Source organism: Christensenella tenuis (genome assembly GCF_014287795.1).
Classification (GTDB): domain Bacteria; phylum Bacillota; class Clostridia; order Christensenellales; family Christensenellaceae; genus Christensenella; species Christensenella tenuis.
Map to the genome: position 1 here is coordinate 349,333 of NZ_JACOON010000002.1, position 21,082 is coordinate 370,414.

A 21,082-nucleotide genomic window follows, 5' to 3' on the forward strand; every position below is an offset into this window, starting at 1 on the left:
GGTTCATTTATGGCGGAAAACGAGTCGAAAAATTTTATTGAAGAAATTATCGAAGAGGATCTTGCAGACGGAAAAGTGAAAAGCGTTGTGACGCGGTTCCCGCCCGAGCCGAATGGCTACCTGCACCTGGGGCACGCAAAATCCATTTGCCTGAATTTTGGGTTGGCAGAAAAGTTCGGCGGAAAGTGCAACCTGCGTTTTGACGATACCAATCCCGTCAAGGAAGATGTGGAATATATCAACGCCATCAAACGGGATATTGAATGGCTGGGCTTTAAATGGGCGGATGAAGTCTATGGATCAGATTATTTCGATTTCATGTACGAATGCGCAGAGCGCTTGATTGAAAAAGGGCTCGCCTATGTAGACGACCTCACGCCGGAGGAAATGCGCGCATACCGTGGAACCCTTACGGAGCCGGGGAAGGAAAGCCCATACCGGGGGAGAACGCCCGAAGAAAATATGGATCTGTTCCGCCGCATGAAAGCGGGGGAATTTGAAGACGGCACAAAGGTCCTGCGCGCGAAGATCGACATGAGTTCCCCAAACCTTAATATGCGCGACCCGGCCATTTACCGCATTGTAAAAGCGCCGCATCACCGTACGGGTGAAAAATGGGTCATCTATCCGATGTATGATTTTGCCCATCCGCTCGAAGACGCTTACGAGGGTGTGACGCATTCGGTATGCACGATGGAGTTTGAAGACCATAGGCCGCTGTACGACTGGTTTGTCGAAAATTGCGAATGCAAAAATGTTCCGCACCAGTACGAGTTTGCGCGTCTCAATTTGACGCATACGGTCATGAGCAAACGCTACCTGAAAAAACTGGTGGACGACGGCGTAGTTTCCGGGTGGGACGATCCGCGCATGCCCACGCTTTCCGGCGTGCGGCGCAGGGGATATACGCCCGCTGCAATCCGCGACTTTTGCGACCGGATCGGTGTCGCCAAAGCCGTGTCCGAGGTAGATGTGCGCCTGCTTGAGCATTGTGTGCGCGAAGATCTCAACGCCCACGCGCCCCGCGTCATGGGAGTGCTTCGGCCGCTTAAGCTTACAATAGAAAACTATCCCGACGGAAAAACGGAATTGCTGACGGCGGAAGACCTGCCGGGCAGCGGGAAGATGCATGAAGTCCCGTTCTCCAAACACTTGTATATTGAGCAGGATGATTTTCTTGAGGTAAAGCCCAACAATAAATATTTCCGCCTGTATGTGGGCGGTGAGGTACGCCTCAAGAACGCCTATATCATCAAATGCGAGCGCGTGGTGAAGGGCGCTGACGGCAGCGTCGAGGAAGTAATTTGCACTTACGATGAAACAACTAAGTCCGGCGGCGAAAACAGCGGACGGAAAGTAAAGGGAACGCTGCATTGGGTGGAGCGTGATACCGCGGTAAACGCACAGGTGCGCCTGTACGATTATCTGTTTACGGAACAAGAAGACGGCGTCTGCGCCGCCAATCCAAATTCGCTGACCGTACTGGAAAACGCGGTGATCGAACCGCATATCAGGACGGCGCCGGGCGGCGGCCGGTTCCAGTTTATGCGACAGGGCTATTTCTGCATCGATACGGAAGATACATCGGATGGAAAACTGGTATTCAACCAGATCGTGAGCCTGAAAGACAGCTTTGCCAAAACAATGAAGTAAAAGCAGCAGCGTGAAGTGCGCGGCAGCCATACCTGAACTGCGCATGTTTTATACGCCTGCCGTGCTGTACATAAATGGGTGCCGGGGCAAATGTCCGCCCTGCATTGTGCGGATACCCCTGCAGACGGAAAACAAACTCGAAAGGAACGGTATTATGGAGATAAGAACAAGATTTGCGCCCAGCCCGACGGGCTACCTGCACATCGGCGGCCTGCGGACAGCGCTGTATGCATATCTGTTTGCTAAAAAGAACGGAGGGAAATTCATCCTGCGCATCGAGGATACAGACAGGGAACGCCTTGTAGACGAAGCGAGCGAGATCATCTACCGCACGTTGAAAGATACGGGGCTTATTTATGATGAAGGCCCGGATGTGGGCGGGGAGTATGGTCCTTATATCCAGTCCGAGCGCAAGGATATTTACCGGAACTATGCGGAAGAGCTTGTGCGGCGCGGCGCGGCTTATTATTGCTTCTGTACCAAAGAACGCCTTTCGGGCCTGCGTGCGGAGTGCGAGGCAAAAGGAGAGCAGTTCAAATACGATAAGCATTGCCTTTCTCTCACGCCGGAGGAGATCAAGGCGAAGCTCGACGCGGGTGAGCCGTATGTCATCCGCCAGAATATCCCCACGGAAGGGGAAACGACGTACAGCGATATGGTCTACGGTACCGTCACAGTGCCGAACAGCGATATGGAAGATAACATCCTCCTGAAGTCGGACGGCTATCCAACCTACAATCTTGCAAATGTGGTGGATGACCACCTGATGAAGATCACGCATGTCATCCGCGGGATCGAATATCTTTCGTCTACACCGAAATATAATCTGCTCTACGAAGCGATGGAGTGGGACGTACCGGAATATATCCACCTGCCCCCGGTCATGCGGGACAAACACGCGAAGCTCTCCAAGCGTCACGGCGACGCTTCCTACGAAGACTTTGTAGAGAAGGGCTTCCTTTCGGGCGCGATCCTCAACTACATCGCGCTTCTCGGCTGGAGCCCTTCGGATAACCAGGAAATATTCACACTTCCCGGGCTTGTGGAGGCGTTCGACGTATCTGGCATCAGTAAGAGCCCGGCAATCTTTGATGTGGAAAAATTGAAATGGATGAATGCGGAATATATCCGCGCCCTTTCGGAAGAACAGTTCATTGAAATGGCAATGCCGTATTTTGAGCAGGCGATCGATCCGGACAAATTCGACCTGCCGCTCATCACGCGGCTCATCCAGCCGCGCCTTGAAGTGATGACGGAAATACCGGATAAGCTCCGCTTCCTTTCCGCGCTGCCTGATTACGATATCGGCCTTTACAACCATAAAAAAATGAAAGTCACGCCGGAAAGCGCGCTTGTATACCTCGAAGCGGCGTATCCTGTGCTGCGTGATCTACCGGATTTCACGGAAACTATGATCCACGACTCCATGATGGAACTTGTGGAAAAATTGGGCGTGAAAAACGGACAGCTTTTGTATCCGTTGCGCGTCGCAGTGTCGGGCACGCCCGTCACCCCGGGCGGAGCGATTGAAATTGCTTATCTGCTCGGCAAACACGAGACGCTCACGCGTATCGAAGCGGGCATCGCCAAACTGAAGGCCGGGCTGGACTAACCGGACAACCGGACGAATATGGAAGAGCCGCTGTGCGCGGCTCTTTTAAGTTCAATATTTTATTTCGTGGATGGAAAAATATTGCAGGCACAAGATACCGCAGAAGTTCACTTGACTTTTCCCTATCCATTAAGATATAATATCTTGATGTAACGTCCTTGCTCTGCGGGCAAAAAGCAGGGCCATTAGTCCAGAAGGAGGTGAATTACGGATGATAAAGTACGAATCCATGTACATTTTGAAACCGGATATGGAAGAGGAGAAAAAAGACGCGCTCGTAAAACGTTTTTCCGATATCGTCGAGAAAAGCGGCGGTAAAGTGGAAAAAATCGACGAGTGGGGCAAAAAGCGTCTTGCATATCCAATCCAGTATATCAACGACGGTTACTATGTACTTATGACGTTTGAAGCGGATCCGACACTCCCGGCAGAGCTTGAAAGAAATTACAAGATCGCCGATGATGTGTTGCGCTATATCGTGATCAATCTTGAAGATCAAAAGGCGTAAATCCAAGCTGCACGGGCGGGTTATATCCTGCCCTGAAACGATCAAACAAAGGATGGTTCCAAAATGAATAAAGCGATTCTGGTTGGCAATTTAACAAGGGATCCGGAACAGCGCACAACGCCTTCGGGCGTTTCCGTCACGAGCTTTACGGTTGCGGTTACGCGCCGCTATAAATCGCAGGACGGAACGCAGCAGGCAGATTTCATCAACTGCGTTGCGTGGCGTTCGACGGCGGAATTCATTGCAAAATATTTTACAAAGGGCTCGAGAATCGGCGTAGTAGGCACGATACAGACGCGCACTTACGATGATCAGAACGGCGTTCGCCGTTATGTAACGGAAGTGGTCGTGGATGAAGCGGAATTTGTGACGAGCAAAGCCCAAAATCCGGGCGCGGCGCGTGGCGACGCACCCGTACAGCAGGCACAGCCGCAACAAAATGCAGACGACCTGTTTGCTGAAGAATTATCGGATTTCCAGCCGCTCGACGATGCGGAGCTGCCTTTCTGATTGTGGGGTCATCCGCATGCCACGCAATATGCTTGGCAAAGACTATTTTGAGTAAAGGAGATGTCTCAAATGAGCGAAGAAAGAGCGAGAAGACCGATGCGCGCAAGACGCCCGAGAAGAAAAGTATGTGCTTTTTGTGCGGACAAATCGGAATTTATCGATTATAAAGACGTTGTAAAATTAAGAAAATACCTGACAGAGCGCGGCAAAATCATGCCGAGGCGTGCTTCCGGCACATGCGCGAAGCACCAGCGCGAGCTTGCCGTTGCCATCAAACGGGCAAGGGTTATGGCGCTGCTGCCCTACGTTTCAGACTAATTTGCCTGCAAAGCGGTATTTTGTCAAGAAAAAGTTAAGAGGACATATCCATTTGGGTATGTTCTTTTTTTTACCTCCTTTCCATCCGGCGGGTGATGCATCCGCTGTTTGCGCGGAACGGCCTTTGTTGTCCTGTACGGGGTGAAGGAGCCTGTTTTGCCTGCCGCACCCCGCGCAGCGTATTTTATACGTCGCAGCAAATCAATTTGCTGTAATCGCCGTCCGTTTATGGTATACTATAAACCATGGATGTAACGTACGAAAATGGTGCTGCACTGGTGCAGACAGGGTGTTTCGAGCCGCGGCATATCTTTGAAAACGGGCAGTCGTTCCGCTTTTTTCCCTGCGGGGAAAACGCCTATGAAGGCGTCGCGTACGGGCGGTATCTGCGCGTAGAGAAAACCAGGACGGGGGCACGGCTTTATCCCTCCGCCCCGCAGGATTTTGAAACGGTATGGAAACACTATTTTGATCTGGAGCGTGACTATGCGGCGCTGTTTGCCGGCTGTGAAGATGAAGCCCTAAAGCAGGGACTCCTATATGGATGCGGCCTGCGGGTTCTAAACCAGCAGCCTTTCGAAACGTTGATTTCATTCATCGTGTCGGCGAATAATAACATAAAACGGATTCGCGGTATTCTTGGGCAAATCTGCGAATTGTGCGGCGAGCCGTTTTCGTTTGAAGGAAAAACATGGTACCGGTTCCCGGAACCTGCATCGCTGTCCAAACTTTCCGAAACGGATCTTGCCGGATGTGGCAGCGGGTATCGTGCGCCCTATATCAAGGGGGCCGCGCATATGGTGGCGGAGGGTTTCCCGCTTGATGCTTTGCGCCATATGGAGTATGCGGCGGCAAAAAAGAAATTGCAGGAACTGCCCGGCGTGGGGCCGAAAGTGGCAGACTGCGTTCTTCTTTTCTCTCTCGGTTTTTACGATGCGTTTCCGACCGACGTGTGGGTAAAGCGTGTCATGAACGAGCATTACGGCTTTTCGGGAAACGACAAACAGATTTATGAATTTGCGCGGGAACGTTTTGGGCCGTACGCGGGCATCGCGCAGCAATATCTGTTTTTCCGGCAGCGGGAAAACGGCAAAAAATGAGGTTGTTTGATACCGTCCCCGGACGGATGATATATTTTAAAAAATTTGGAGGTAACTGATGAAGCTTCTCGTGGATACCCATACGCATACGGTGGCAAGCGGCCACGCGTACTCGACTTTGCGTGAAAATGCGCTTTTTGCTGCCAGCAAAGGCTTGGAAGCCTTTTGCTGTACGGACCACGGCCCCGGAATCGAAGGCGGTGCGCCGGATTTTATTATCAGCGTGCTCAAAGGCGTGCCGGACATTCTGGAAGGGGTACGGATGATTCGCGGCTGTGAACTTAACATTATAGATAACGACGGGCATATCGACCTGCCGGAAAAGTATGTGAGGCAAACGGAATTCCTGATTGCTTCCATGCATGATATTGCGATCCCGCAAAATACGGTGGAAAAAAATACCGCCGCCCTTGTAGGAGCGCTTAAAAACAACTATATCGATGTAGTAGGACATCCGGGCAACCCGCACTATCCCGTCAACATCGAAGAAGTCGTGGATGCGGCGAAGAAATATAATAAACTGATTGAAATCAACAGCCATTCATTCAGCCACCGGAAGGGCAGCGACAAAACCTGCCCGCAGTTTATCCGCCTGTGCAAACAAAAGGATGTGCGCATTACCGTATCTTCCGACGCGCATGCTTGCTATAATGTTGGGAATTTTGAGGATGCGGTCCGCGCGCTTGAGGCGGAACGGTTTCCGGAGGAATTGATTGTCAGCCGCAGCCTCGTTGCGTTTGAGGAATACCTGCGGGAACGCGAACAAAGAGTGAAACAGTAAGGAGAACTTTTAAATTATGGCATATAAGACCTTATACCGGGTATTTCGTCCCAAAACCTTTGACGAAGTTTATGGGCAGCAGCATATTACGGATATTTTAAAAAAGCAGGTGATGACCGGCCAGCTTTCGCATGCCTATCTTTTCTACGGCCCGCGGGGAACGGGGAAAACGAGTACGGCCAAAATTCTTGCGAATGCAATGAACTGCCTCGCCCCGCAGGACGGAAACCCATGCGGCAAATGCGAGGTCTGCACAGGAGTCGCAAACGATGCGTTTGTAGATATCGTAGAGATTGACGCGGCATCCAACAACAGTGTAGACAACGTGCGCGATATCCGCGAAAAGGTCTCGCTCCTGCCTGCGCTTGGAAAATATAAAGTCTATATTATTGACGAAGTGCATATGCTTTCGCCCGGCGCGTTCAATGCGCTTTTGAAAACGCTCGAGGAGCCGCCCGCACATGCGGTGTTTATCCTTGCGACTACAGAAATCCGTAAATTGCCCGCGACAATCCTCTCACGCTGCCAGCGCTATGATTTTAAGCGGATCACAGAGGAGGATATCATAGGGCGCCTGCGTGAGGTTGCGGAAAAAACAGGTATTGCGTATGAAGAAGAAGCGCTTACCATGATCGCGCAATCCGCCGAAGGTGCGATGCGGGATGCACTTTCCGTCATGGACCAGTGTATCGCAGGGCAGGATGCGCTTACCCTGGATCATGTGAATGAAGCTATGGGTATTGCGGATGCAGAGCGCACACGGGCCTTGTGCGAAGCCGTACTTGACGAGAATCCCTCCCAGGCGCTTCAGCTTCTTCATGGCATGCTGCGGGATGGAATCGAGCCCCACAATATCCTGCGGGATATCATCGTTGAGCTATCAGGACAGCTTGCGAAAGAAGCTGCCGATGCATATAAATGTGCCAATCTTTTGCGTGTACTGGAAGTGTTTATCTATAACCAAAACATTCTGCGGTATGCGGCGACTCCCGATGCGGTACTGATTGCCGCGGTTGCGCGCGCGGCAATCAACACGACGGATGCGGATACGGAAGATATGGAACTGCGTTTGAAAAAACTTGAGGCGCGGGTCGAAAAATTGGCGGCGAATCTTGCTTCCGGTCAACTTGCAGCGGCAGCTGCGGAGCAGCCTCCTGCCGCTTCCCCTAAGGAGGTGCCTGTACAGGCCGAAATTCCCGGCACACAGGAATTGAAAGGGAGCGCGATTGAAGAGCTGGAGCAACAGGAGGAAGACGGGAAGACGCAGCGCGCAAAGGAGCAGGAGCCGCTGCCCGAAGCGGGAGAAGCGCTGAAGCAGCTGCGGGCGAAAATCGAACATGAGCTTCCCGTGCTCGCGCCGGCTGCGGCCGCAATCCGGGAAATCAGCGCAAAGGGAAATTTGCTTAAATTCATTGCGGACGCGGCGGACAGCGTGCTTGTCGATATGCTGTGTAAGGAAGAATACCTTGCGCAAATGAATGAAATTACCGCGGAAATTTTTGGGCACACCATGGTACTCGAAACACAGTATGAACAAAAAGAGGAAAAAAGCATGGAACAACAGCTCTTTGACCTTTTTGGAAAAGACAAAGTTGTGATAAAATAAAGATCAAACGAAAATAATTTGGAGGATTTGAAAAATGGCAAAAGGTGGATTCCCAGGCGGGATGAATATGCAAAACATGATGCGCCAGGCGCAGCAGATGCAGGCAAAAATGCAGCAGATGCAGGCTGAACTTGAGGAACGCGAGGTCGAAGCGACAGCTGGCGGCGGCGTGGTGCGCGTAGTTGCAACAGGGAAAAAAATGATCAAAAGCATTGAAATCCAGGAAGCGGCGGTTGATCCGGACGATGTGGAAATGCTGCAGGACCTCGTGATCGCGGCCGTCAATGAAGCGCTTGCAAAGGCGGATGAAATGATGCAGGCTGAAATGGGAAAAATTACGGGCGGCATGAACCTCGGGGGGCTGTTTTAATTGAACCTGCAATCCTATCAGAAACTGGTCGCCCAGTTCTGTAAGCTTCCGGGGATCGGCGCCAAGACGGCGCAGCGGCTTGCATACCATGTGCTGAAGATGCCGGAAGCGGAGGTCAAGCAATTTGCGGCCACCATGTATGACGCGCGGCGCAAAGTGAAATATTGCAAAATATGCGGCAATTTATGCGAAGGCGAAGTATGTGAAGTATGCGGCGACGCACGGCGCGACCATTCCATCATCTGCGTCGTCAAAGACGCGCGAGACGTATTTGCGATCGAAAAAACACACGAATACCGCGGGCTTTACCATGTGCTCGGCGGGACGATCTCCCCGCTTGAAGGGATTGGCCCGGATGATATCGCAATTGACCAGCTCCTTGCACGCCTCACCGAAGAGGTAAAAGAGGTCATCCTTGCAACAAATCCGGATGTGCAGGGAGAGGCGACGGCCGCGTATATCAGCAGGCTGCTGGGAGGGTACGGCGTCAAAGTATCGCGTATTGCGCATGGAATTCCAATCGGCGCAGAACTGGAATATGCGGACGAGATTACACTGGCAAAGGCTCTCGAGGGCCGTACCTCTGTGTAAATCCAAAATGGCCGGGCCATAGCTGCCCGGCCGGAGGGGAAAACCATACACCTTCCTGCAGGAGGTGGGACAGCGGAGGAATTTCTCCATGTATAACAACATCAAGGCACTGTATGAAGCGGTTATGAATTGTAGGAAATGCAGACTTTCGCAGACGCGCCGGCATGTCGTGTTCGGCGAGGGGAATTTGCATGCGGACGTAATGTTCGTGGGCGAAGGCCCGGGTGCGCGGGAAGATGAACAGGGCAGGCCCTTTGTCGGCCCAGCCGGGCAGCTTCTTTGCCGTATGCTGGACGAAATCGGGCTTCGGCGCGGGGATGTATATATCGCCAATGTAGTCAAATGCCGTCCGCCGGGGAACCGCGATCCGCAGGATGACGAACGTGCGGCCTGCATCGGCTACCTGCGTAACCAGGTAGCGTTTATAAAGCCAAAAGTAATCGTATGCCTCGGGCGTATTGCGGCAGGGGTTATTCTGGGCCGCGACGTTCGGATGATGAAGGAACACGGCGTGTGTGTACGGGTGAAGAATTTTTACATCATGCCAACTTTCCATCCCGCCGCATTACTGCATAATCCGGATTACGCGGAACATGCGAAAAACGATTTTCAGGTATTGAAGGAAACTTTGCATGAACTCAACCTCTCTTGAACATTTATACGGCTGCATCCAAAAACAATATCCCGGACAGGAGCTCGTATTTGGGGATGGAAATCCCGATGCGGGACTGATGCTCGTGGGCGAAGCGCCGGGCCGGGATGAGGTCGTGCAGAAAAAACCGTTTGTCGGCCGGGCCGGAAAAAATCTGGATGGTTTTCTTGAAACGCTTGGGCTGTCCCGGGCGGATCTTTACGTTACGAACGTATGCAAATTTCGTCCGGCGAAGGTGAGCGCTAAAAATACGGTTTCCAACCGGCCGCCCACCAAAAAAGAAATCCTTGCCGCCAAGCCGTTTCTGTGGAGGGAAATCGAACTCGTCGCACCGCGCCTTCTTGTAACACTGGGGAATACGCCCCTCCACGCAGTGAAAGATTTCCAATCCAATATTGGCGAATATCACGGGAAACCCGGACAAATCGCCATTGGGGAAAAGAAATGCTGCCTGTTTGCGCTTTACCATCCGGCCAGTATACTGTATAATCCGGCCCTCAAAGAAATTTATGAACAGGATCTTTCAAATTTAGCTGTCTGGATGAATAAAAACTTCTGATTTTGCAGCCTGCATCATGGGAACTTGCATTTTTGAAATAAGGTGGTATAATTGGATTGTAATAAGTTTGTAACAATTGAAACGGCGGTAACGAAAGAGGCGCACGGGAAGTGCGTTGTTTCATTCTTACGATAAAAGCCGGCCCAAAGGGCAAATTGTGATCCGTATGGAGGGAAGAACCGTTTGGATAAAAAGAAACTGTTTATCGTGTGCGTAGTGATTGCGGTCACGGCAAGCTTTGTAACGGGCTTGTTTGTGTATTTCTATCAGACGTCAAGGATCAAGGGAAATGATATCCTGCTCGGAAAAGGCAGTTATCAGGACATCCAGAAATACATGGAGATCAGCGATCTTGAAAAGATTATCAGCGACACCTACTACCGGGATATTGACCAAAATGATCTTGTGACAGGAACGCTCAAGGGAATGGTAGAATCCCTGAACGATCCCTATTCCGTATACTATACCGAGGAAGAATACAAGGAATTCAACCAACAGTCCGATGCAGACCTTGTGGGCATCGGCGTTACGGCGGGTCCGTACCAGAAGACGGGGCACTTAAAAGTAGAACGCGTCTATGCCGGAAGCCCGGCCGAAACGGCGGGTATTGTTGAAAATGACGTAATTCTTACGATAGACGGAACGGATGTAGGCGGCCTGGATTACGAGAGTTCGCTCAATATGCTGCGCGGGCCGAGCGGCAGTTCCGTAAAGCTTACTGTGCAGACGGGTGCGGACGCGCCCCGGGAACTGGAAGTGGCGCGTGCGAATGTGGATGCGCAGCGCGTAACCTACACTATGCTTACAGACGACATCGCCCAGATTTCTATTTCCGAATTCAATGGGAACTGCGTGGAGGAATTTAAAAACGCCATCCAATTCTTAAAGGATGAAGATGCGAAAGGCGTATTGATCGATGTACGCGGCAATATGGACGGCAGTGTCCTGAATGCCGTGTCCATGTTGGATGAAATCTTGCCCGAAGGGCTTGCCGCCTATACGGTAGATAAGGAAAATAAACGTGACGAACTCACGGTGGACGCAAACTACTATGAGCTCCCGCTCGTTGTTTTGGTGGACGGAAACAGCGCCTCCGCCGCCGAGGTTTTTGCGGGCGCGGTGCAAGGCAGGGGGCGCGGCCAGGTGATCGGTACCCAGACATATGGCAAAGGCGTTGTTCAGTCTATTGTGGATATGCCATATTCGGGCGGCGGCGTGAAGCTTACGAGCGCGCTTTATTATACCCCGGACGAGAAGGCGGTAAATGACGGAATTACGCCGGATATTGTGGTTAGTAATCCGGAAGGCAGGCTAACCTTCGAAACGGATGCGCAGCTCCAGCAAGCGCTTACAACGCTTGGCGAACCAGGTGGACAGGAGGGGTAATCTATCGTGAACAGGATTGGAATCATAGCGATTATCATCGAAGGACATAAAGAAAGCGTGGCAAGGGTAAACGCCATCCTATCGGAGTATTCAGAACTTGTACACGCGCGCATGGGCGTACCCAACCATGAAAAAGACCTCAATGTCATCTCTTTGGTGGTGGAGGCAACGAACGAACAGGTTGGCGCCATGACGGGGCGGCTTGGGAATCTCCCTGGCGTCACCGTAAAGAGCATGATGACCAACAAGACCTACTAAGGGGCGGTTTCCGGCAGAACTTCTGAAAAACAAGGTGATGATAAAAAGCGGGATGGTGCTGATAGCCACCCCGCTTTTTTGTAAACCTGTTTCCTACGGTATCCGGAACGGGAGATACAGGGAAGTGCCGCGTGCCGCTTCCAGGGTTAGCCAACCCTTTCAATGGTCACAGACGCATTCTCCGGCAGTGCGGCAAGCAGGTCCATCCCCGATTCAATTTTTCCCATTAGGCAAAGGCCTTCCGCATACGGCTGGTCATTATAGAAAACAGCCATATTGCCCCATGGTCCGTAGCAGGCCACATCGCCAATTTGCGGATCATATCCCTCCGGCGCACCTTCATCACTCAGGCTTTCTGAAAAATAGGCGATTTTTTCCGCCCCTGCATAGTCGTTCATGGTCACGGTAGCCGGGAGCTGCATGAGCAGGCTCTGCACGGTAGGAGTATCGCTTAAAACGGCAATGGCCTCCCCGTTGTCAAAGGAGAAGCGAATACGGATTTCCTCCCCGGACGCTGCCACTGTGTTTCCGGCTCCTTCGAGGCTAAGTCCGGCCAGCCAACCGACCACCTCTGCGTGGGAATCTGCCGCTTGCTCACCGCGGACCGCAATGCCTTCCAGTAGTTTTGCACCCGGTTGCAGAGAGGCGATGATTTCCTGCGTGCCGGAAAAACCACTGCTGCCATGGGTGCAGAAAGGAATCACTGTCTTCCCGGACAGGTCGTATTCTTCGAGAAAGGTATAGACTGCCATTGGCATATCGGCCCACCAGATCGGATAGCCGATGAATACCGTGTCATAGGCCTCCATGTGCTGCACCTGTCCGGACAGTGCCGGACGGGCTCCAGTCGCCTGTTCCTGTTGTGCAATATCCAGCAGTTCATTGTAATCTTCAGGATAGGCGTCTTCCGTACAGATCTGGAACAGGTCGCCACCGAACGTTTCCTGGATCCATCCAGCAATCGTTTCGGTATTTCCCGTGCGGGAGAAATAAGCGACCAATATCCCAGACGGCGCGCTTGTTTCCACGGGCTGCATCTCCCACGCTCCATCGAGCACGGAAGTTTCCATTGTGACCGTCGGCACGGTTCCTTCACCGGCCGCCTGTAGGGGTTCCGTCTCCAACGGTCCGCATGAAATAAGCAGAATTGCGGTAAAAATTACCGCAATAAAAAACGAAAACATTTTCCCCGTACGGTTCATCAAATTTCCTCCTTTGTTGGTTTTACATCTTCCTGCTCCAGCATCCTGATGATTTTTGCGGGCACACCGCCCACAACGGCGCCTGCCGCAACATCTTTTGTGACGACAGCTCCTGCGGCAACGATTGCGCCGTCGCCGACGGCTACCCCGGGAAGGATGGTGGCATTGGAACCAATCCATACATTTTTTCCAATTGAGATTGGGGCAGGATGAAGGCTGCTGCGTTTTTCCGGCGCAAAACCGTGGTTCAGGGTTGCCAGTACCACGTTATGCCCGATTAAAGCTCCGTCGCCGATAGTAATGCCTCCTTGGTCCTGAAAACGGCAGCCGGAGTTGATGAATACATTTTTTCCCACCGTAATATTTTTGCCGCAATCGGTGGTGAAAGGCGGGAACATGGCGAACGATTCGTCCACTGGTTTTCCGGTCAGCTCTGAAAATAAGGCGCGAATTTCTTCCGGATCGTGATAGGAAGAATTTAATTGCGCCGTGATTCTCATCGCTTCAAAGCTCAGGCAGCGCATAATATGGTGCATCTCAGAATCCCCGTCAACGGTGCCGCCGCGTTTCATGTAATCTAAAAATTCCTGTGTTTCCATTATTTTTTCCTCCTGTCTTTATCATAAAAAAGAATATTTGAAATAGCAAATACCTATATTAAATATATATTTATGCTTGAAAAGCATTAATATGAAAGCTATACTGGTACGGAGGAGGAATACAAAATGGAACTTCGGGTGTTGCGCTATTTTCTTGCCGTAGTGCGGGAAGAAACAATATCGGGAGCGGCGGAAACGCTGCATGTCACACAGCCTACCCTCTCTCGGCAGCTTAAAGAATTAGAAGAGGAATTGGGAAAAAAGTTGTTTATCCGGGGAAAGCGTAAGATATCGCTGACGGAAGACGGTCTGCTGCTTCGCAGGCGCGCACAGGAGATCGTAGAACTGGCAGACCAGACGGAGGCGGATTTTCACTCCCCAAAGGAATTTATCAGCGGAGACGTCCATATCGGGGGTGGGGAAACGGATGGGATGCGCCTCATTGCCCGTGCTGCCAAACGGATGGAGAGGGAATATCCTGAGGTTCGGTATCACCTGTTCAGCGGAAATGCCGACGATGTGACCGACCGGCTGGATAAGGGCCTGCTCGATTTTGGGGTATTGATCGAACCAGTGGATAAGAAGAAATACGATTATATCAAATTGCCCGCTTTCGATACTTGGGGAGTCCTCATGCGCAGGGATAGCCCGTACGCCCCGCGGGAATCGCTCTCGCCGGAGGACTTGCTGGGGCTGCCTCTCATCTGTTCGCGGCAATCGCTTGTGCAAAACGAACTGTCAGGCTGGCTCGGGAAAGAGTTCGAGCAACTCAACATCGTCGCCACCTACAATCTGCTGTATAATGCTTCTTTGATGGTGGATGAAGGGCTGGGGTACGCACTCTGCCTTGACCGGATCATCAATACGGAGGGCAGCAGCCTGTGCTTTAAGCCGCTGGTCCCACGGTTTGAGGTAGGGCTCGTCATGGTTTGGAAAAAGTATCAGGTGTTCTCCAAAGCGGCAAAAAAATTTATGGAGACGCTGCAGGCAGAGGGACTTTGAGGTAAATGAAACGATCCGCGTTTTTCTTGGTAAAGAAGGAGAATTTGTGTTAAAATAATAATATGGATAAGAATCAGGAAATCATTGAACGGTTACGAAAAGAATATGGGGATACGGAGTCCGCGCTCCATTACGAAAACCCTTACGAACTGTTGGTCGCGACGATTCTGGCCGCGCAGTGTACGGATGTGCGCGTCAATATCGTCACGAAGGATCTTTTTAAACGGTATCCTTCGCCCAAAGAACTTGCAGGGGCCGACCTTGCCGAAGTGGAAGGTTATATCAAAACGTGCGGCCTGTATAAAAATAAGGCCAAGAACCTCATTGCGTGCGCGCAGCGCATCATGAGCGAATACGGCGGAATCGTCCCACATACGGAGGAAGAGCTCACCACGCTTGCGGGCGTGGGCCGCAAGACTGCCAACGTGGTGCTTGCGTTTGCGTTCGGGCTTCCGGCCTTCCCGGTGGATACGCATGTAAAGCGCGTCTCGAACCGTATTGGCTTTGCACACTCCGATGATCCGAATAAGGTTGAAGAAGCGGATAAAAAAATAATCAGGAAAGAGGATTGGTCACAGGCGCATCATTGGCTCATCTGGCATGGCCGCCGGGTATGCAAAGCGCAAAAGCCTCTATGCGGCAATTGCTGCATAGAAGACTTGTGCCCTTATCCGGATAAAAATTTATGATAGTTGATAAGGTAAGGATCATCATCAAGGCGGGTGACGGCGGTAATGGAGCGGTCTCGTTCCGCCGTGAGAAATATGTCAATGCGGGCGGGCCGGACGGAGGAGATGGCGGCAATGGCGGTAACGTTATTTTCGTGGCAGATCCCAGTATGCGTACGCTGATGGACTTTCGGTATCATAAAAAATTCAAAGCGGAAAACGGGGAAAACGGCCGCAAGAAAAATATGCGCGGAAAGACGGGGGAAGATGTGATCGTAAAGGTGCCTGCCGGCACGGTTGTGATCGATAAGGAATCCGGGCGCGTGGTTGCGGATATTCGTAATCCGGAAGGCGTCGTCGTACTTCGCGGCGGTAAGGGCGGCAAGGGGAATGCGCGGTTTTCTACGGCGGTGCGCCAAACGCCGCGTTTTTCCACACCGGGCAAAAAGGTGCGGCCGCGCGAAATTATTCTGGAGCTGAAGTCCATTGCCGATGTAGGCCTCGTCGGATTTCCGAATGTTGGAAAATCCACGTTGCTTTCCAGTATGACCTCCGCAAAACCAAAAATAGAAAATTATCATTTTACAACGCTCGCCCCGAACCTTGGCGTGGTAAAGTCGTATGATTATGATTTCATCTTGGCGGATATTCCCGGCCTCATCGAAGGCGCGTCCGAAGGGGCGGGCCTGGGGCATGATTTTCTCCGTCATATCGAACGTACGCGCATGGTCGCCCATGTGCTCGATATAGCGGGCAGTGAAGGCCGCGATCCCCTGGACGATTATGTGAAGATCCGTGAGGAGCTAAAAAATTATTCGCAGCAGCTTTTGGAGCGCCCTGAGATCATCGTGGCCAATAAGGCCGATCTCCCGGAGGCAGGAAAAAATCTTTCCCGCTTCCGCAGGAAATATCCGGATAAAGAAGTGTTTCTTACTTCAGCGGCGACCCATCAGGGAATCGACGACTTGCGTGCCGCCATGATGGAAGCGCTGAAAACGCTGCCCGAAGAACAGGCCATCCGGGAAGAAGGCGTGATCGAAGAATGGCAGATGGAGGATGAAGAGCTAACCTTTGAAGTAAGCCGCGGCGAGGATGGAGTACTGGAAGCGAACGGTTCGCTCATCGATGAAATTTTCGCCCGCATTAATCCCGATGAGGTGGATTCCATGCGGCATTTCCATAAGCTTCTCAAGGATATGGGCATCATCAAAGCGCTTGTTCAGGCCGGTGCGAAGGATGGGGATACGGTGCGGCTCGATGGCGAAGAGTTTGATTTTGTGGAATAGCGTGCGGCTTCCCGGGATAAAAGGAACAGATGAATTCATTTAGGTGTAATTTTATGATCACAAGCAAGCAACGTGCAAAACTGCGCGGTATGGCGCAGACGATGGAACCGATTTTGCATATCGGCAAGGATGGCATTACGGATAATCTTATGAAACAGGCGGACGATGCGCTCACAGCGCGCGAACTTTTAAAAGGAACGGTGCTTAAGAACAGCCGGTTTACGGCGCGTGAGGCGTGTGACGAGCTTGCCGGGGCGCTCGATGCGGAGGGTGTGTCCGTGCTGGGCCGCAAGTTTGTTTTGTATCGCGCATCCGAAAATAAAAAGATTGAGTTGTGAGATAAGCCATGAAATGTCCGGAGTGCATCACAGTTGAGCAAAATGTGCGCTTGTTTGCCCGCCCCAGGAGAGTTGGTATTTTGGGCGGTACTTTTAATCCGCCCCATAATGGCCATGTAGATATGGCCCATCGGGTCAAAGGGGAGTTTTCGCTCGATGAAGTGTGCCTCATGCCCTGCGGAAATCCGCCGCATAAAACGGAGGGCCTTGCGCCAAAAGAAATGCGCCTGCAGATGACGCGGATGTGCGCTTCAGGAACGGACGTAAACGTACTTGATTTTGAAGTAAAAAAAAAGGGCTATTCCTATACTGTAGAAACGCTTGAAGCGTTGCGGGAAAAGAATCCGGAGACGGATTATTATTTTATCGTCGGCGCGGATACGGTGTTCGAGTTGTGTACATGGCATGCGTTTGAACGATTGTTCAAATTAACGAAATTTATCTGTGTCCGCCGCCAAAACCATGATATTTTAAGGCTTTCAGCGGAAATTTCCCGCCTCCAGTGGAGCTATGGCGCACAAATTTTTTTATCGGAATATACGGGGCTTTTCGTCAGCTCTTCTTATATCAGGAAGCGGATAGGGGAAGGACGCGGCATAGAAGGTCTGGTCCCCAAAAATGTGGAGGAATATATCATTGCAAATGGACTATACCGGAAACCGTGACGGCATCGTAGAAAAACTTGCCGGGCAGGTGAAGGGAGAGAAATTCGAGCATTCCCTCGGGGTTGAGGAAACGGCGGTAAAGCTTGCGCGGCGCTATGGCGCGGATGTGGAAAAGGCGGGCCTCGCGGGCCTGCTGCATGATTACACCAAGCAAAAAGATAATGTGAAACTTGCGAAAAAATACCATATTCCTTATCTTACGGAAAAAACATTGCATGGGCATACGGCGGCGGCAGTGCTGAAAGATAAAGGCTATATAACGGATGAAGAGGTGCTTTCCGCTATCAAATGGCACACGACGGGCCGGGAGGGCATGACGTTGCTCGAAAAAATCATCTATCTCGCCGATTACATTGAACCCAACCGTGATTTTGACGGTGTCGGAAAACTGCGGGAGCTCGCCTTTGAGAACATCGATAAGGCAGTTCTCTATGGGCTGCAAATGTCGATTGGGCATATACTTGAGAATAAGAGCCTGATCGATACGGATAGTGTAGCAGCATATAACTATTACCGGAATTTGTTTCCGGGGGAGGATATTTAATGGAAATTTCAGAACGGGCAAAGCGGATCGCGGGGATACTGGACGGTAAAAAAGCGCAGGATATCGTTATTCTGAAAGTGGCGGATATGACCATCATTTCGGATTATTTCGTGGTGGCCAGCGCGCCCAATGTATCGCATGTGCAGACGCTTGCGGAAGAAGTGCAGTTTAAGCTGCGTGAGGAGGAGGGGGTCAGCCCGGTCCGCACGGAAGGCGAGCGCGAAGGCCGGTGGGTGGTTATCGACTACGGCGATGTACTGGTGCATATTTTCCATAAAGAAGAACGCGAATTTTACCAGCTTGAGCGTCTGTGGAAGGTGGAAGGGAACTTCTGCGATTATTCCGCCGAACACGAAGAATAAGAAAATACAGGCCTGTACACAAAAAGTAAGGTCTCATGCCGCAAAACGGCAATCAAAAACACCCGCGAACTCGCGGGTGTTTTTGATTGCTTTTACCTAAACACGTCCGCGTCCATTTCCTTAAGGTCGTCCGCGATAAGCGGGCGGTATTCCATTCATTTATGTATGCAAGGCAAAGGCAAGCAAAGGATTTGCGGGTAATAGCAGAGCTGCGGAAAAAATTTTAGCGAGTTAGGAAAACTTCAAGAAATTCGAGTTTCAATTAATTAAATGTATTTTAAAAAATATATTGACAAAAAAACGAGAGACGAATATAATTAAATAAAATTTAAAAAATATATTATAAAAATTTGTTTATAAACAATTAAATATAATAAACGAGAGGAGCAGCAATGGAAAAATTACCGAAAAACATGAAAGCGTTGGTTGCGTACGCACCGGGAGATTATCGTTTGGAGGAAGTGGAACGCCCGCACGCGGGCGAAGGAGAAATGATTCTGAAGGTGGAAGCATGCGGAATCTGCGCAGGGGATACGAAAGCGTACGGCGGCGCGCCAAGCTTTTGGGGCGGCGATGGAAACCCGCCATATATCAAGGCACCCATGATACCAGGACATGAATTCGTGGGAAAAGTAGTGGAAATCGGACCGAATGTAAAAGGAAACTGGAAGATCGGGGACCGGATCTGCCCGGAACAGATCGTACCGTGCGGAGAATGCATGTTCTGTAAAACAGGACGGCATTGGATGTGTGAAAAGCACGACCTGTTTGGATTCCAGAACAACACAAACGGCGGAATGGCAGAATATGTTCGGCTGACCCGGGAAGCGCTGCCATACCTGGTACCGGAAGAGATGGCAATTGAAAAGGCAATCCTGGTGGAACCGTACGGCTGCTCGTTCCACTGCGTGGAGCGCGCCGGAATTACAAACCGGGATACGGTTGTGCTGTCGGGCGCAGGCACGCTTGGCCTTGGTATGGTGGGGGCAATCCGGCAGTGCAACCCGAAAAAGTTCGTTGTGCTGGACATGAAGGACGAGCGGCTTGAAAAGGCCAAAGCATTTGGAGCGGATGTGGTCCTGAATCCGGGAAAAGAAGATGTGGTCGGGCAAATCAAAGAAATGACCGGCGGATACGGATGCGACGTATACATCGAGGCGACGGGGCATCCGGCAAGCGTGCAGCAGGGACTGGAAGCGATTAGGAAAATGGGAACGTTTGTGGAATTCAGCGTTTTCGGGGACCTTGTAACGGTAGACTGGAGCATCATCAGCGACCGCAAGGAACTGAACCTGCTGGGAGCGCATTTAAGCCCGTTCTGCTATGAGACGGTAATCGAATGGATCGGAAATGGAAAACTGCCGACGGACGGTGTAGTGACGCATAAGCTGCCCCTTGAAGAATGGGAAAAAGGTTTTGAGTTGGCAAAAACAGGAGCGGACGGTGCGCTGAAAGTCATTCTGGTACCATAAGAGGCTGGAAGAAAAACAGGAGGAAAGAAGAATGCAGAGAATGGTAAACGATCCGGATCGTGTGGTGGAAGAAATGCTGGAAGGCTTTGTGAAGACGCACGGAAACCTGGTGGAAAAAACGGAAAACGCGCGGGTGCTGAAGTATGTGAAAGCGCCGGAAAAAGGGCGCGTGGGCATCGTAACGGGAGGCGGCTCCGGCCATAAACCGGCGTTCATAGGATATCTGGGGAAAAATATGGTGGATGCGGTGGCGGTAGGAGAAATCTTTTCATCGCCGACAGCAAAAGCATTCTATGATGCGTTCCGCGCGGCGGACGGGGGCGCGGGCGTAGCGTGCCTGTACGGGAACTATGCGGGCGATAATATGAACGTAAAAATGGCGGTAAAGATGGCTGCCAAAGAAGGAATTGAAGTAAAAACAGTGGTGGCAAACGACGACGTGGCGTCCGCGGAGAAGAGCGAAAGCAAAAAACGGCGCGGGGTAGCGGGGGAAATCCTGATGTGGAAGGCCGGCGGCGCGAAGGCGGCGCAAGGCGGCAGTCTTGAAGAGGTAATCGCAGCCGCGCAAAAGGCGATCGACCATACGAAGAGCGTGGGAGTGGGGCTTAAGCCATGCACGATACCGGCGGTAGGGCATCCAAACTTCGAAATAGCAGACGGGACGATGGAAGTAGGCATCGGGCATCACGGAGAGCCGGGGATCGAAGTAGCGAAGCTTAAGACAGCGGACGAAATCGCGGCCAAGATGGTAGAAACGATAGTGCCGGACCAGCCGCTCACGGAGGGAGACGAGGTAGCGGTGCTTGTGTCGGGGCTGGGAGCGACGCCGGTGATGGAACTGTACATCGTGTTCAACCGTGTATATGACCTGCTGGAAGAAAAGGGAATCCATGTATACCGTTCGTACGTAGGGAATTATTTCACTTCGCTGGAAATGATGGGAGTGACGCTAAGCGTAATGAAGCTGGATGAAGAACTGAAAGAGCTCCTGGATGTGGAGACGGAAACGATGGGCTTGACGCAGTTCGGGAGGCAGTGAG

At 51.5% G+C, this 21,082-nt stretch carries 25 protein-coding genes; 23 read left to right on the forward strand and 2 right to left on the reverse strand.

Annotation, left to right across the window (positions count from 1 at the left end):
- Nucleotides 1-9: 9 nt before the first annotated feature.
- The 14 genes from H8S18_RS05395 (at nucleotide 10) to H8S18_RS05460 (ending at nucleotide 11,904) form a co-directional block, all read left to right on the forward strand.
- A complete protein-coding gene (locus tag H8S18_RS05395) occupies nucleotides 10-1,653 on the forward strand; it encodes a glutamine--tRNA ligase/YqeY domain fusion protein (protein WP_186857277.1) in 1,644 nt (547 codons plus the stop codon).
- A 154-nt stretch (nucleotides 1,654-1,807) separates the two neighbouring features.
- Nucleotides 1,808-3,265, forward strand: coding sequence for a glutamate--tRNA ligase (gene gltX, locus H8S18_RS05400; protein WP_186857278.1), 1,458 nt, complete (start codon nucleotides 1,808-1,810; stop codon nucleotides 3,263-3,265).
- 211 nt (nucleotides 3,266-3,476) lie between these two features.
- Entirely contained in the window at nucleotides 3,477-3,773 is a 297-nt protein-coding gene (gene rpsF, locus H8S18_RS05405) for a 30S ribosomal protein S6 (protein ID WP_186857279.1), read from the forward strand.
- Between the two features lie 63 nt (nucleotides 3,774-3,836).
- Nucleotides 3,837-4,283: a single-stranded DNA-binding protein gene (locus H8S18_RS05410; protein ID WP_186857280.1), complete on the forward strand. Its 447-nt coding sequence runs from the start codon at nucleotides 3,837-3,839 to the stop codon at nucleotides 4,281-4,283.
- A 69-nt stretch (nucleotides 4,284-4,352) separates the two neighbouring features.
- Nucleotides 4,353-4,601 carry a 30S ribosomal protein S18 gene (rpsR, locus tag H8S18_RS05415; protein ID WP_066688202.1) on the forward strand — a complete coding sequence of 83 codons (249 nt, stop codon included), beginning with the start codon at nucleotides 4,353-4,355 and terminating at the stop codon, nucleotides 4,599-4,601.
- A gap of 245 nt (nucleotides 4,602-4,846) precedes the next feature.
- Nucleotides 4,847-5,701, forward strand: a complete 855-nt coding sequence (locus H8S18_RS05420) for a DNA-3-methyladenine glycosylase family protein (protein ID WP_186857281.1) — start codon at nucleotides 4,847-4,849, stop codon at nucleotides 5,699-5,701.
- Between the two features lie 58 nt (nucleotides 5,702-5,759).
- Complete coding sequence (locus H8S18_RS05425; protein ID WP_186857282.1) at nucleotides 5,760-6,482, forward strand: phosphatase; 723 nt, start codon at nucleotides 5,760-5,762, stop codon at nucleotides 6,480-6,482.
- Between the two features lie 16 nt (nucleotides 6,483-6,498).
- On the forward strand, nucleotides 6,499-8,088 hold the full coding sequence (gene dnaX, locus H8S18_RS05430) for a DNA polymerase III subunit gamma/tau (protein WP_186857283.1): 1,590 nt from the start codon (nucleotides 6,499-6,501) through the stop codon (nucleotides 8,086-8,088).
- A 34-nt stretch (nucleotides 8,089-8,122) separates the two neighbouring features.
- The gene (locus H8S18_RS05435; RefSeq protein WP_186857284.1) at nucleotides 8,123-8,458 is read left to right on the forward strand and encodes a YbaB/EbfC family nucleoid-associated protein; all 336 of its coding nucleotides are present in this window, start codon (nucleotides 8,123-8,125) and stop codon (nucleotides 8,456-8,458) included.
- A complete protein-coding gene (gene recR, locus H8S18_RS05440) occupies nucleotides 8,459-9,049 on the forward strand; it encodes a recombination mediator RecR (RefSeq protein ID WP_186857285.1) in 591 nt (196 codons plus the stop codon).
- A gap of 88 nt (nucleotides 9,050-9,137) precedes the next feature.
- The gene (locus tag H8S18_RS05445; RefSeq protein WP_186857286.1) at nucleotides 9,138-9,701 is read left to right on the forward strand and encodes a uracil-DNA glycosylase; all 564 of its coding nucleotides are present in this window, start codon (nucleotides 9,138-9,140) and stop codon (nucleotides 9,699-9,701) included.
- Complete coding sequence (locus tag H8S18_RS05450) at nucleotides 9,682-10,260, forward strand: uracil-DNA glycosylase (RefSeq protein WP_186857287.1); 579 nt, start codon at nucleotides 9,682-9,684, stop codon at nucleotides 10,258-10,260. Before H8S18_RS05445 ends, H8S18_RS05450 begins: the two co-directional genes overlap by 20 nt.
- Before the next feature lie 183 nt (nucleotides 10,261-10,443).
- Entirely contained in the window at nucleotides 10,444-11,646 is a 1,203-nt protein-coding gene (locus tag H8S18_RS05455; RefSeq protein ID WP_186857288.1) for a S41 family peptidase, read from the forward strand.
- 6 nt (nucleotides 11,647-11,652) lie between these two features.
- Nucleotides 11,653-11,904, forward strand: a complete 252-nt coding sequence (locus H8S18_RS05460) for a TM1266 family iron-only hydrogenase system putative regulator (RefSeq protein WP_330598685.1) — start codon at nucleotides 11,653-11,655, stop codon at nucleotides 11,902-11,904.
- A 146-nt stretch (nucleotides 11,905-12,050) separates the two neighbouring features.
- Here H8S18_RS05460 and H8S18_RS05465 read toward each other — a convergent pair whose 3' ends face one another.
- Together H8S18_RS05465 and H8S18_RS05470 are read right to left on the reverse strand one after the other, a co-directional pair.
- Nucleotides 12,051-13,106 (reverse strand): cyclophilin-like fold protein, encoded by a 1,056-nt coding sequence (locus H8S18_RS05465; protein ID WP_186857289.1) that lies wholly within the window; start codon nucleotides 13,104-13,106, stop codon nucleotides 12,051-12,053.
- Complete coding sequence (locus tag H8S18_RS05470) at nucleotides 13,106-13,705, reverse strand: DapH/DapD/GlmU-related protein (protein WP_186857290.1); 600 nt, start codon at nucleotides 13,703-13,705, stop codon at nucleotides 13,106-13,108. The genes H8S18_RS05465 and H8S18_RS05470 overlap by 1 nt, the downstream gene beginning before the upstream one ends.
- Before the next feature lie 126 nt (nucleotides 13,706-13,831).
- Between H8S18_RS05470 and H8S18_RS05475 the strand changes: the two genes are divergently transcribed.
- From H8S18_RS05475 to H8S18_RS05515, 9 genes are all read left to right on the forward strand, one after another.
- Entirely contained in the window at nucleotides 13,832-14,707 is an 876-nt protein-coding gene (locus tag H8S18_RS05475; protein ID WP_186857291.1) for a LysR family transcriptional regulator, read from the forward strand.
- Nucleotides 14,708-14,769: 62 nt separating this feature from the next.
- A complete protein-coding gene (gene nth, locus H8S18_RS05480) occupies nucleotides 14,770-15,396 on the forward strand; it encodes an endonuclease III (RefSeq protein WP_186857292.1) in 627 nt (208 codons plus the stop codon).
- Nucleotides 15,393-16,661: a GTPase ObgE gene (obgE, locus tag H8S18_RS05485; RefSeq protein ID WP_186857293.1), complete on the forward strand. Its 1,269-nt coding sequence runs from the start codon at nucleotides 15,393-15,395 to the stop codon at nucleotides 16,659-16,661. The genes nth and obgE overlap by 4 nt, the downstream gene beginning before the upstream one ends.
- A gap of 53 nt (nucleotides 16,662-16,714) precedes the next feature.
- Entirely contained in the window at nucleotides 16,715-16,999 is a 285-nt protein-coding gene (locus H8S18_RS05490; protein ID WP_186857294.1) for a YhbY family RNA-binding protein, read from the forward strand.
- An 80-nt stretch (nucleotides 17,000-17,079) separates the two neighbouring features.
- Entirely contained in the window at nucleotides 17,080-17,664 is a 585-nt protein-coding gene (nadD, locus tag H8S18_RS05495) for a nicotinate-nucleotide adenylyltransferase (RefSeq protein ID WP_186857295.1), read from the forward strand.
- Nucleotides 17,642-18,208: a bis(5'-nucleosyl)-tetraphosphatase (symmetrical) YqeK gene (gene yqeK / locus H8S18_RS05500; RefSeq protein ID WP_186857296.1), complete on the forward strand. Its 567-nt coding sequence runs from the start codon at nucleotides 17,642-17,644 to the stop codon at nucleotides 18,206-18,208. The genes nadD and yqeK overlap by 23 nt, the downstream gene beginning before the upstream one ends.
- Entirely contained in the window at nucleotides 18,208-18,570 is a 363-nt protein-coding gene (gene rsfS, locus H8S18_RS05505) for a ribosome silencing factor (RefSeq protein ID WP_186857297.1), read from the forward strand. Before yqeK ends, rsfS begins: the two co-directional genes overlap by 1 nt.
- Nucleotides 18,571-18,962: 392 nt before the next feature.
- A complete protein-coding gene (locus tag H8S18_RS05510; RefSeq protein ID WP_186857298.1) occupies nucleotides 18,963-20,042 on the forward strand; it encodes an alcohol dehydrogenase catalytic domain-containing protein in 1,080 nt (359 codons plus the stop codon).
- Nucleotides 20,043-20,073: 31 nt separating this feature from the next.
- Nucleotides 20,074-21,081 (forward strand): dihydroxyacetone kinase subunit DhaK, encoded by a 1,008-nt coding sequence (locus tag H8S18_RS05515; protein ID WP_186857299.1) that lies wholly within the window; start codon nucleotides 20,074-20,076, stop codon nucleotides 21,079-21,081.
- Nucleotide 21,082 lies beyond the last annotated feature (1 nt).